This is a genomic window from bacterium (genome assembly GCA_026708055.1).
Lineage (GTDB): Bacteria > Actinomycetota > Acidimicrobiia > Acidimicrobiales > CATQHL01 > VXNF01.
This window is the reverse complement of record JAPOVS010000044.1, coordinates 22079-33691: the sequence shown is the minus strand read 5'-3', so window position 1 is coordinate 33691 and position 11613 is coordinate 22079. Positions and strand designations below refer to the sequence as shown.

The following is an 11613-nucleotide window of genomic DNA, read 5'->3' as shown; positions in this document are numbered from 1 at the left end:
GACCGAACCGTCAGACCCCAGCGCGCACGAATGACCCCCGCCGGCGGACACCGCGGTGAAACTCCCCGCCGACGCGACCGCCCGCCCGTCGTCGTAGCCCCAGCAGGTGACCGAACCGTCAGACCCCAGCGCGCACGAATGACCCCAGCCGGCGGACACCGCGATGAAACTCCCCGAGGGCGCGACCGCCTGCCCGTAGTAGTTGTCGCCCCAGCAGGTGACCGAACCGTCAGACCGCAGCGCGCACGAATGCCCCCCGCCGGCGGACACCGCGATGAAACTCTCCGCCGGCACGTCCACGTGCCAGTAGTGGCTGTCGCCCCAGCAGGTGGCGGCTCCGTCAGTGCGCAGGGCGCAGGAATCCTGGTCGCCGGCGGACACCGCGGTGAAACTCCCCGCCGGCGCGACCGCCTGGCCGTCGTCGTTGTCGCCCCAGCAGGTGACCGAACCGTCAGACCGCAGCGCGCACGAATGCCCGCCGCCGGCGGACACCGCGGTGAAACTCCCCGCCGGCGCGACCGCCTGGCCGTAGTCGTTGTCGCCCCAGCAGGTGACCGAACCGTCAGACCGCAGCGCGCACGAATGATCCCAGCCGGCGGACACCGCGGTGAAACTCCCCGAGGGCGCGTCAACCCGCGAGTCAGCCCGCCCGTAGTGGCTGAGGCCCCAGCAGATGACGGCTCCGTCAGTGCGCAGGGCGCACGAATGCCGGTCGCCGGCAGACACGGCACTGTAGCTCGCCGCGGGCGCTTCGGCCTGACCGTCGTCGTTGCGGCCCCAGCAGGTGACGGCACCGTCGATTCGCACCGCGCACGAATGCCCGTCGCCGGCAGACACGGCGCTGAAGCTACCCGCGGGCGAGTCGGCGGGGCCGTCGTAGCAGATCTCCGACTCGCAGTATTGGGAGTTGTCGCCCCAGCAGGTGACGGAACCGTCGATTCGCAGGGCGCACGAATGCCCGTCGCCGGCAGACACGGCGCTGAAGGTCCCGGCTGGCGAGTCGTCGGCCTGGCCGTGGTAGTTGGAGCCCCAGCAGGTGACCGAACCGCCATCTCGCAGGGCGCACGAATGATCCCCGCCGGCGGACACCGCGGTGAAACTCCCGGCCGGCGCGACCGCCTGGCCGTCGTCGTTGGAGCCCCAGCAGGTGACCGAACCGTCAGACCGCAGGGCGCACGAATGCCTGCCGCCGGCGGACACCGCGGTGAAACTCCCGGCCGGCGCGACCGCCTGGCCGTCGTCGTTGGAGCCCCAGCAGGTGACCGAACCGTCGATTCGCACCGCGCAGGAATGATCCCCGCCGGCAGAAACGGCGGTGTATCTCCCGGCGGCGCCTTGCCTGGTGCTAGCCGTTTCTCCGTCGGCAGTGTCGGACACCAGAGCCGCGGTGGTGTCCTCAGCGCCCGGGGGCGGCGGAGGCGGCCCGGGAACGGGCACCGGTGCTGCGGCCGGCCCGTCGTCGCTCGCAGTGTCCGCGGGCGATGGTTCCGCCGGTTGTCGCCTTTCAGTCGACGCGGCTTCGCTGTTCGCCTGCTCGGGGATGGATTCCTCCGCGGCAGGCGATGCCCTATCGCCGATGGTGTTCGGCGGAGGCGCTGCCGTCGTGGTTGGACCGGGCTCGCTTGGACCGCCGGCGCACGCCGCCGCCAGCAACGCCAGCGTCATGACCGGCAGCCAGCGGCTTCGAACTCCTACTGTGTCGCGCACTATTCCTCCCGTGTCCAGCGGTTACCAGCGAATGCGTTAGACTCTTGGCGGTCCCTCATGCTCGCCGCCGGGGGTCAGGAACCGGCAATACTCGCTCAACCGACGAGCCGAGCAGCCTCTTCGAATCTCTCTCGCACGAATTTTTGCACCTCACCGCCGAAGTTATTGTCGCCATAGTAGTTCTCCCATACCGCATCTTGTTCGCACATTGATCCTAGGTCAAATTCATGATCGAGACCGTCTTCGCCTGTTGCGCTTAATTTAAAGTTGTCCAATACAAAGTTATCCAATACTTCGGCAAACACTTCAGCTGTATCGCGAACTCGGCGAATCTTGTCCAAGATCTCATCGAGGCGACGGAATAGATCCCAAATCTTCTGTACCTTGGTCACTACCTTGACCACAAATTTGGCTCCGCTGGCGATCTTCACACCTACCGTACCTACAAGTAGCGGTGTTCCGATTCCACCGCTGGCAGCCGTAAGCCCCGCAGCGGCACCAACCAGAGCTCCGGTTATTGCACTCTCGATCATCGTATCCTTGATCGTTCCAAGCGTGTGCTCCAAAATCAGATCGACGATCGGATCGATAACGAGCTGATAGATCACATCACTCTGGCACCACGCAACAGCATCGACATACCTTTGGTCGCTGCTCCAATCAACGACTGCGTCAACGGGGATCAAGCGGGCAGCGTCTACAGCTAGATGGTGCTCCCAACGCTCATCCCCTGTGGAAGTTGTCGAATGAGGATAATCTCTATCCCCGACATGATCTAAGTCAAATGTCGCTACACGAACCGTCGGGTTCATCGCAGAGGCTACGTCAAGCGACCCGAGTGTTACCCATCTCCCGGTATCGCTTGACTTTAGCGACTGATCCACCGTAGTATGGAACTGCAGACCTCGGAACGTGGTGTCCCCATCGGCATCCACCAGTACATCCTCGTAAACCCTGTACTCGGCATTGACCCCTGGACGAAAACGGTAATTGCAGACAGCCTCGTAGTCGCTACCAAATATCCCTCCGACGAACTCGACGACCTCACCAAGCGCGGTTCCTGCAGTGGCAGTGCAATCGCGATGAGCCGGAACGAACACCTGAACATCGTAACGGCCGGGATCAACATCTCGGAACGTCCAGTAGGCGTAATGATTTCGATCGCCTATATGAACTACATGAAAACCGTTTGTGCCGATGTGGTCGCCAGGCTTCGGATTGTTGGGATTGTCTTCATCAGGAAAATAGGTGTTCGCAGTAAACACGCCTAGCTTGTATATGACCCAACCGGCCATCGTACCCTGACCCAAGCCAGAAGCCTCCCCACCGCGGATCACTGGATCATCATTCAGATATCCGGGGCGAGGTGGGCATTCCGTGCTCACGGTTGCCCGTGAGATTGACCCGCGTCCGGCTCGATTCTCCGCTGCGAGGGTAATCGTATAGGCAGCACACGAGAGTCCCGCAAACTCATACGGTGACGACGGTCGCCCACTTGTGGACCAAGGATGGGGTCGTACATCAGGTCCGTTCGAGATAGGTGGGCGCGATATCGTCATCCGATAGCCTGCGACCCTTGCACCTCCATTGTTATCTGGAGAATCCCACGTCACGATGAGGTCATCCTTCAGCGTGTCGGCATCCCGATTGGAGTCAATGACCGCGATCTCCAGATTGCGGGGAGAGGAGGGCGCGGTGGCCTCTGACGGCGCTGGCAGGGCGGTGGCTAACCCGGCGTCCACATCTGCCATACTCGGCGGTAGGTCATTGTTGTTCTGGTCGTTATTTTGGCTGGCTGAGGTCTGGCCAAGGGTGCCTGCGAATTGGATGGTGTTGGATTGGACGCCGTCTACAACCATCGTCAGATGGCGGCCCGGCTGCACGTTGAACCAGCACAGATTGTCGACCGAGCGCGACGAGACGGTGATCGTCCGCGACGCGGTGCGATTCCCCAGCGAGCCCCGCGACGTGCTCCAGTAGCACTCCAGCAGGTAACGTCCCGACGCGAACCTGTCAAAGGTGGCGTCCACCCAGCGGCACGGAAGATGCTCATACCCGCATCCGCTCCGATCCGCGCCCAGGGAGATGCGGATTGCGCGAGTGGCCTGGGCCTCCGGCGGCTGCGTTGTCGTCGTGGTGGTGGGCGGCGGGGATGAATCCGCCAGCGTCGTGAAAGTCGTGCTGTCCCGAGCGCCCCAACCGGCTCTGTTCTCGGCCCGCACGTAGGCCGTGTACGCCGTGCCCGGCGTGAGACCGCCGAACGACACCTCCACTGCGCCGGAGGCGACATAGAAGCGATCGACGCGGGTTCCGCCCTCATACAACTCCACCCGATACCGCGTCACCGGCGCGCCACCGTCGTCAGCAGGCGGTGACCACAAAACACCCGCCCTACGCTCACCGACGGAAGCCGCCAAGAAACTCGGAGCCGACGGCACCTCAACAACGAGCGACGATGGCGGCGGGGGCGGCGGGGGCGGGGAGGTTGTTCCGGAGAACTGGATGGTGTTGGATCGGACGCCGTCCACCACCAGGGTCAGGTAGCGGCCCGGCTGCACGTTGAACCAGCACAGCTCGTCGACCGAACGCCCCGAGACGGTGATCGTCCGCGACGCGGTGCGACTCCCCAACGAGCCCCGCGACGTGCTCCAATAGCACTCCAGCAGGTAACGTCCCGACGCGAACCCCTCGAAGGTGGCGTCCACCCACCGGCACGGAAGATGCGAGTAACCGCACCCGCTCCGATCCGCGCCGAGCTCAATGGTCACGTCCCGCTGCGGCGGCGGAGGCGACGGAGGCGACGGGTTGGCGGAGCAGCGGGCCACGCAGCGCATCCTGATAGCGTCCACACCGATCCGGCTGGCCGCAAAGCCGTGGCGGTCCTTGTGATGCCCGGCGTCGTTGTCGTAGACCGCGACGACCACGTCGGCGCCACCGGCGTCCCAGTTGCCCAGCGAGTGCCAACCCGAGATACTGGCCTGCGCCACGGACCGCCTGAACGTCCGCGACCCGATCGTGATGTTGTAATACACCGTCGCCGTGGCGTGATTGCTCGGCACATACACCTGGATCTCCTGGAGGCCCACCCGGGGCCCCATGGACCACCGCGCCCAATTGTCCGCAGACCTGGCACCGCCTATGGCATACGTGTAGCGGTAATAGTTCGAACCGTAACCATGACCGGGATCACCCCAATACCAATACTCAGACGGCCCGAACAGGCTGGGGTCGTCGTTCACGTACCACGACGTCTGCTCCTGCGCCACCACCGGCGAAGACGCCGCCGCAGGCACCAAGGCAGTGCAAATGACCATAACGATGATCGCGCAGCCGAGGTTTAAGCGACCGAACCTCGGAATCCTGCGGAACAGTTTACGACCATTTTTCACGACGCACTCCGCTCTTCCTGTGTCCACTCCAATAACATCGGCCAGTTCTTCCGACTCATGGCCTGACACGATACCAACGAGCTGCTGCTACTCGTTCGACTTAGTGAGTGCCACCCTGAACATGTGCACCACCACGGGGACCACCATCAGGACGATTCCTGCAACAAGGAGAGGCGTATTAATCGGATCACACCAACTGTCCACTCCGCCGTCACGGAAGCCAACGTGACAGAAGCGAAGCCGGAATGTCAGGAATATGCACGCGAATCCCGCCAGGAATGGCACGACTATCAGCGCTAGATATCCTCGGGATGAATTCAACACTTCATCAGACTTCGAATGCTCTCCCTCGCCCAGTTCCTGATAGAAACTCATTGCCAGCCCTTCTCAAATTGAGTTTGTATACCCTCTGCGCCAGATACCGGGCTTCGCCTACAATCACTCGGGACTGCCAGCGATTTTTGCATAGTAGTAGAGCAGTGCAATACCCAAGCCCAGGCACACCAGACCCGCATACAACCGACTGCCCACGTAGTAGGTGTCGAACCCTGGCAATAGACGGGTGTCGAACGCTGCCAATAGAAGCAGCGTGAATCCTGCCACAAAGAACGTGGTGCCTAACTGCGGCACCACGCCGCGCACAAACCCGGACATAGGACCACTTTTGGCAGTGCGATCCGGCCTTCTCGATTCCTGATAGAATGTCATGGTCTCCCCTTGACAGTTGAGACAGCTGAGAATCCTGCGAACGACGTCCTGAACTCCCCAGCACGGAGCGAAGAGTCAGCGCGTAATCTCATAGGAGAGGTTCGGGTTTGAGACCCCCATTGTGAAACTGGCGATGCGCTCTTCCACTTCTTTCAGTGTGGAGGCAATCGTCTCGGCCACGCCGTTGTCGGTGTCGCTGCTCTCAAGGGCAGCAAGCCTGTGGCGGCAGACCCGTGCGGTCAGCTCCAACGCCAGCATCTCGCCACTCAGGTCCGGTGCCAACTCCACATGCACATCGGCGCTCCCCGAACCTGACTCGTGGATCTCTCCACCTGCGTCGACGACCGGATCGAAGCCGATGCGGAGGATGTCTCCGTTCTTCTGACGGCCGGGGCGTCGCCGCCGCCCACGCATCTGGTGTGCCGATCCAACAGCTGTAATCCAGTCGTAATGGAGTTGTCCCAGCCCGATCTGGGTGTTGTACCGACGTGACTCTGCCGCATACCGGAACAGCCACTCGAACGGCTCAAAGGGCATGTACTTGAGGGTGAGCATTGGCTGAAGCGCTGACGGCTTCGGGCACCGCGGAATCGCGAAGGCAATCCGTTGATCGGTGAGAACCAACTCGATCTTGACGTCAGCGATATTCCCGCTCGGCCATTGCAAGCCCTTCGCGGCTCCGCGCATGACTGATTTACCGTCCTGGGGTTCCAGACGGATAGACCGTGTGGCCCGATCCGGTTTTGGTCGGACAAGAACTGATCTTTCTTCATCGTCTCCGCTGGCGATATTCCGGGACTCGTAGCCGCTGTATGTCTGATACTTCTGTATCGTGATCAACTGGCCCTGATCGGCCTTGGACGATTTCACCGCTTCTCCTAATGGTCTGGATGGCGAAAGTCGCTGGTGGTGCTCTGCCCGTTCCGCATCGACGGAATCAGCAGGCCCGCATAGCAGCACAGGTAGATGATGCAGGAAAGGATCACGAAGACACCCAGCGCCGGCAGAATCCCTGACATTGAGAGCAGAAGTACATTGATGAAGGCGAGACCGTAACTCCACGTGAGCCAATGCTTCCGCCTTCGGTCGGCGTGCACCCACGAGGCGAACGAGCGGCGATGGATGTCGACGAGCGCGCCGAAGCACAAGACAAACAGCGCTATGCCTGCACCAACCATTTCCTGCCGCTCCTTGCGCATCGACTGCTACCGGCCGGCAGGGGCCCGCGAGCCGCGGCCGGCGGTTCGGCCGAAGCGCCGTTGCGTCAGCCACACCGGCGGGCAAGATAGCCCCCCCCCCGTGTCAAGCGTTTGCCCGGGTGCCCTGACGGCGATCTCTTTCCCCAGCCGCGGCGCGCGATCCGACCCTGCCCAGCGGACGCTCCGACCGCGGGATTGCGTAGTGGAAGCAGCGGTCCCTGCCGGCGGCGAGGTCCCGGCGGCGGATCACCGGAGGGCCGGCGACCCGCGGCGTTCAGTTCGGCAGGCGACGGAGGGGGACTCCCACGGTGCGGGCCGCGGCGATGAGCGGGCCGTTGTTGTTCGCCGCGGCGAGGCAGATCTCGGCGTCGAGATGCCGGGCGGCGGCCAGCGCCTCCAGCGAGAGCAGATTCAGGCGGACTCCGCTGGATGCCAGTTCCCCCATAGGCCAACCGAGCGCCCGAAGTGACAACAATTCGATGTCAGAGGGAAGTGCGACTATCAAGGATGTGACCTCGGCAGCGACCCCTTTGTCCAAGCCGCCGAGGCGGCGCGACATCGCGCCTGCGACGGTCCGGTCGGCCACCGCCCGGCACAGCCGGTGGTACCACAGCCCGGTGGTGGCGATGCCGCTCCCCGCGGCGCGAAGCCCGTCCGGCTCGTCGCCCAGGAGCACTCTCAGCAGGTTGTGGTCGTCGATCAGGACGGTTCCGGTCACCGGAGTTCGGGCTCTTCGACTGCGACCCGGGCGGCCAGAGACGGATAGCCGCCCGCTTCGTCTATGGAGGCCCTGAGCAGGTTGCGCAAACCGTCCCCACCAGCGGGGACGACGACCAGAGCAGGGCCCAGATCGGCTATCTCCACGGTGCCACCAGCGGTGAGGTTCCAGCGTCGGCGAGCCTCCGCGGGCAGCGCCATCTGGCCCCGTTCGGACACCCGGAACCGGTGCACGGCCATGACCCGACTCTACAAGGCGCCAACACAAATCGACAAAGCGGCCCCGGCCGGCAGCTCCCTGCGACAGAGGCTGCCCGTCAGACCGGGGGGATTCCGTGGTGGCGGTGGGAGAAGTGGCGGTCCTTGCCGGCGGCGAGGGCGAGGCGGCGGATCACCTCCTCGCGGAGATCCTGCGGGTCCAGATGACGCCTCAGATACGCCATGCAAAAAGGCCAATAGCTAAGCCAGAGTGTGGCTAATCTGGCGCTCAGATCTACCGCACTGCTGCGCCTGTCAGCCGCCGCTGTCGCGCCATAGTGAGTTCCACACACCATTCTTTGCCCTCGTCCGCCTCGACGCGGGAGACCGTCGTCAGATTGCCTGCGCAGCGCCCATGGGCTGGTAGGGCTCGACGCGTATCCGTTCCTCGAGTCTGCGGGCCTGCGCAAGGTCGTAGGTGGTCTGGCGTCGCAGCCAAAACTCCGCGCTGGACCATCCAGCCTTCTCCAGGCGGATTGCCATGTCCGGCGAGATCGCGGCGTGTCCGTTCAACACCCGTGAGAGAGTGTGGCGGGCAACCCCCAGGACGTTCGCCGCCTCCGTGACGGTCAAACCCAGAGGGACAAGGCAGTTGTCTCTAAGGCAGTTGTCTCTGATGCTCCTGCCGGGATGGGGCGGATTCTTCATGGTCATGGTCGGCTCCTCGACACTAATGATAATCCACAAGGTCTACTTCGTACGCGTCACCGCCGTCGAGCCGAAAGGTGATCCGCCAATTGCTCGAAATGTGGATGCTCCACAATCCGTGTCGGTCACCCTTGAGCGGATGCAACCTGTACCCGGGCAGGTCAAGATCGCTCGGCCGCTCAGCAGCATCGAGATCCGCCAAGGCCGAGGTGATCCGATCCAGAGGTCAGCCTACGGCTGCACCCCCCACCTCGGCCGTATCCCCACCGGATAGCCCAGAAACCTGCAAATGGGGGTGTCGGCGTACTACCTCGGGCTGGTCGAACGCGCGTACGGGGATCGGCGACTGGGCCGAGTTGCTGGATCGGGCCGCCGGCGTGAGCGCCGCAGAGATGCGCCGCCGAGCCGCCGGCCTGCGCGCCGAGGATCCCATCAACATCCAGTGCACCAGCGGCACGACCGGCTTCCCGAAGGGCGCCACGCTGACCCGCGGCTACTCGGTGATGCAGGGCTACTGGAACGACCCCGAACGCACCGCCGAGGTCATCGACGAGACCTCGGTGAGCCGCTACTACCGCGACGCCAAGATCCTCGAGATCGGCGAGGGGACCAGCGAGATCCAGCGCCTGGTGATGAGCCGGGAACTCGGCCTCCCCGTCTGAGTCCGCCGCACCGGAGCGCCACGCCAGATACCGGCGGCACATACTGTTGCCGACCCGGCGATCCGGCCACAGGATGGAACCCATGCCCACACGCGCCGAGTACGAGGAGTTGCGGCGGAGCTTTCGCCTCGACGTGCCCGACCGCTTCAACTACGTGGCAGACGTGCTGCACACGCAGGCTCGGACCCGCCCGCGGAGTCTGGCCCTGGTGGCCGTGGAGCCGGACGGGCTGACTGCCGAGCGCTACGACTTCGCCACGATCGCCGAGCGGGTGACGGCGACCGCCGCGGTGCTCGCCGAACGGGGCGTGGGCGCCGGGGATCGGGTGTTCCTGATGCTGCCGCGCATCGTGCAGTGGTACGACGTGTTGCTGGGGTGCCTGCATCTGGGCGCCGTCCCGATGCCCGCAACGATGCAGCTCAGCGCCCGGGACGTGGCCTACCGGGTCAACCTGGCCGAGGCCACCACGGTGGTGACCGACACCGCCGGGCTGATCGCCGTCGACGCGGCCCTTGCGGACTGTCCGGGAGCGTCCCGGCGCCTGCTCGTCGGCGAGTCCTCGCCGGGCTGGGTCGACCTCGACGCCGCCGTCGCCGGTGCCGTCGCCACGCTCCCGGTCCATGACACCGCAGCCGACGATCCGATGCTCATCTACTTCACATCGGGCACCGAGTCGCTGCCCAAGATGGTGCTGCACACGCACGCCTCCTACGGCATCGGCCACGACGTCACCGCTGGTCTTTGGCAGGACCTGCGCGCCGAGGACGTGCACTGGACCGTCTCGGACACCGGCTGGGGCAAGGCGGCCTGGGGCAAGTTGTTCGGGCAGTGGCGCATCGGCGCGGCGGTCGTGATGTGGAACGTCGTCGGCAAGCCCGACCTCGACCGGATGCTGCGCATCATCGGTGAGCAGGGGGTCAGCACGTTCTGCGTGCCGCCGACCCTGTACCGGGCCTTCGCCCAGATGGACCTGACGGCCTACGACTTCTCGAGCCTGCGGCACTGCACGTCTGCGGGCGAGCCACTCAATCCCGAAGTCATCAAGGTGTGGCAGGAGGCCACCGGGACGGTGATACACGACGGCTACGGCCAGACCGAGACGGTGGCCGTCGTGGCGAACCTTCCCGGCATACCGGTGCGGGCCGGTTCGATGGGCCTCGCACTGCCCGGCTTCGACGTGGCGGTCATCGATGAGACCGGGGCGGAGGTGCCCGACGGGAGCGAGGGCGACATCGCCGTGCGCGTCGAACCCACCCGGCCGGTCGGACTGTTCAAGGAGTACTGGCGGGACCCGGACCGCAATGCCGAGGCGCACCGAGGGGACTGGTACGTGACCGGTGATCGCGGGATCCGCGACGCCGACGGCTACTTCTGGTTCGTGGGGCGGGCCGACGACGTGATCCTCTCCTCCGCCTACCGCATCGGCCCCTTCGAGGTGGAGTCGGCGCTGCTGGAGCATCCCGCCGTCGCCGAAGCTGCGGTGGTCGGCGTCCCCGACGAGATCCGGGGCCAGATCGTCAAGGCGTTCGTCGTGCTCGCGGCGGGCTTCGAGCCCGGCGAGGATCTGGCCGGCGAGTTGCAGGAGCACGTCAAGGCCACCACCGCGCCCTACAAGTACCCCCGCCGTATCGAGTTCACCGCCGAGTTGCCCAAGACCGTCTCGGGCAAGATCCGCCGCGTCGAACTGCGCAACCGCTGACCGTCTCGGAGCCGCGCCGCCGGCTCAGTCGAGCCGTCGAGTGGATGGGGTGCGACGTCATCTCGGCGGTGTACTCGCCGATGGTCTCGTCGACGGGATCCTCCCCGCCGGTGGCGCTGGGCCAGAGGCTGCGCCCCACCAGCGGTGCCGCCGGCTCGGTCCCGTCGCCGGCGATGTCCAACAGCGTCGGGAACAGGTCCAGCAGCGAGCAGGCGTTGCCGACGGTGCGGTGGACCACGTCAGGACCGGCCACCACGAGCGGCACCCGTGCCGATCTCTCGTAGAAGCACATCTTGAACCAGGTGCCCCGGTCGCCGAGCATGTCGCCGTGGTCGCTGGTGGCGATGACCACGGTGCGGTCCAGTTCGCCCACCTCTCCCAGCGCCCCGACCAGCCGTCCCAGCCACGAAGGGTGGCCGTAGGTGCCGGTGAAGTGCGGCGCCAACTGATCCGCCATCACCAAGAGGACGTTGGGTCGCCCCATCGCCGCGAAAGTACACCGGGCCGGGCCGGCCGGACGGTCGCCGTGCCGGAGGGTGCGGGCCCGGATTCCCGCCTCTGCCGGAATGACGGGGTGGCCGGCCCGATTCATAGAAACCTCGCCGCGCCGGGCCCCCGGGCCAAGC

12 protein-coding genes and 1 pseudogene are annotated in these 11613 nt (G+C 64.9%); 2 read left to right on the top strand and 11 right to left on the bottom strand.

The window, feature by feature from the left end; genetic code table 11:
• From OXG55_09640 to OXG55_09595, 10 genes are all read right to left on the bottom strand, one after another.
• A partial coding sequence (locus OXG55_09640; GenBank protein MCY4103507.1) for a hypothetical protein occupies positions 1-1665 on the bottom strand: 1665 nt, incomplete at its 3' end.
• 137 nt (positions 1666-1802) lie between these two features.
• Positions 1803-5096: a fibronectin type III domain-containing protein gene (locus OXG55_09635; protein MCY4103506.1), complete on the bottom strand. Its 3294-nt coding sequence runs from the start codon at positions 5094-5096 to the stop codon at positions 1803-1805.
• Positions 5097-5534: 438 nt separating this feature from the next.
• Positions 5535-5804, bottom strand: a complete 270-nt coding sequence (locus OXG55_09630) for a hypothetical protein (protein MCY4103505.1) — start codon at positions 5802-5804, stop codon at positions 5535-5537.
• Positions 5805-5879: 75 nt separating this feature from the next.
• Positions 5880-6674, bottom strand: coding sequence for a hypothetical protein (locus OXG55_09625; GenBank protein MCY4103504.1), 795 nt, complete (start codon positions 6672-6674; stop codon positions 5880-5882).
• Between the two features lie 8 nt (positions 6675-6682).
• Entirely contained in the window at positions 6683-7003 is a 321-nt protein-coding gene (locus OXG55_09620) for a hypothetical protein (protein MCY4103503.1), read from the bottom strand.
• A gap of 274 nt (positions 7004-7277) precedes the next feature.
• The gene (locus OXG55_09615; protein ID MCY4103502.1) at positions 7278-7721 is read right to left on the bottom strand and encodes a hypothetical protein; all 444 of its coding nucleotides are present in this window, start codon (positions 7719-7721) and stop codon (positions 7278-7280) included.
• Positions 7718-7960 (bottom strand): AbrB/MazE/SpoVT family DNA-binding domain-containing protein, encoded by a 243-nt coding sequence (locus tag OXG55_09610; GenBank protein ID MCY4103501.1) that lies wholly within the window; start codon positions 7958-7960, stop codon positions 7718-7720. Before OXG55_09610 ends, OXG55_09615 begins: the two co-directional genes overlap by 4 nt.
• A gap of 77 nt (positions 7961-8037) precedes the next feature.
• On the bottom strand, positions 8038-8163 hold the full coding sequence (locus tag OXG55_09605) for a hypothetical protein (GenBank protein ID MCY4103500.1): 126 nt from the start codon (positions 8161-8163) through the stop codon (positions 8038-8040).
• 148 nt (positions 8164-8311) lie between these two features.
• On the bottom strand, positions 8312-8632 hold the full coding sequence (locus OXG55_09600; GenBank protein ID MCY4103499.1) for a HigA family addiction module antitoxin: 321 nt from the start codon (positions 8630-8632) through the stop codon (positions 8312-8314).
• A 16-nt stretch (positions 8633-8648) separates the two neighbouring features.
• On the bottom strand, positions 8649-8849 hold the full coding sequence (locus OXG55_09595) for a type II toxin-antitoxin system RelE/ParE family toxin (protein MCY4103498.1): 201 nt from the start codon (positions 8847-8849) through the stop codon (positions 8649-8651).
• A gap of 325 nt (positions 8850-9174) precedes the next feature.
• Here OXG55_09595 and OXG55_09590 point away from each other — a divergent pair.
• Both OXG55_09590 and OXG55_09585 read left to right on the top strand, forming a co-directional pair.
• Positions 9175-9288 (top strand): annotated as a pseudogene (locus OXG55_09590) (acyl-CoA dehydrogenase family protein).
• Positions 9289-9370: 82 nt separating this feature from the next.
• Positions 9371-10987: an AMP-binding protein gene (locus OXG55_09585; protein ID MCY4103497.1), complete on the top strand. Its 1617-nt coding sequence runs from the start codon at positions 9371-9373 to the stop codon at positions 10985-10987.
• Here the strand turns inward: OXG55_09585 and OXG55_09580 are convergent.
• Positions 10923-11471, bottom strand: coding sequence for a sulfatase-like hydrolase/transferase (locus OXG55_09580; GenBank protein MCY4103496.1), 549 nt, complete (start codon positions 11469-11471; stop codon positions 10923-10925). The genes OXG55_09585 and OXG55_09580 overlap by 65 nt on opposite strands.
• Positions 11472-11613 lie beyond the last annotated feature (142 nt).

Coding starts and splice junctions, on each gene's coding strand:
- OXG55_09610 (MCY4103501.1), bottom strand. CDS start 7,960: ATGGCCGTGCACCGGTTCCGGGTGTCCGAACGGGGCCAGATGGCGCTG.
- OXG55_09585 (MCY4103497.1), top strand. CDS start 9,371: ATGCCCACACGCGCCGAGTACGAGGAGTTGCGGCGGAGCTTTCGCCTC.
- OXG55_09600 (MCY4103499.1), bottom strand. CDS start 8,632: ATGACCATGAAGAATCCGCCCCATCCCGGCAGGAGCATCAGAGACAAC.
- OXG55_09605 (MCY4103500.1), bottom strand. CDS start 8,163: ATGGCGTATCTGAGGCGTCATCTGGACCCGCAGGATCTCCGCGAGGAG.
- OXG55_09630 (MCY4103505.1), bottom strand. CDS start 5,804: ATGACATTCTATCAGGAATCGAGAAGGCCGGATCGCACTGCCAAAAGT.
- OXG55_09620 (MCY4103503.1), bottom strand. CDS start 7,003: ATGCGCAAGGAGCGGCAGGAAATGGTTGGTGCAGGCATAGCGCTGTTT.
- OXG55_09580 (MCY4103496.1), bottom strand. CDS start 11,471: ATGGGGCGACCCAACGTCCTCTTGGTGATGGCGGATCAGTTGGCGCCG.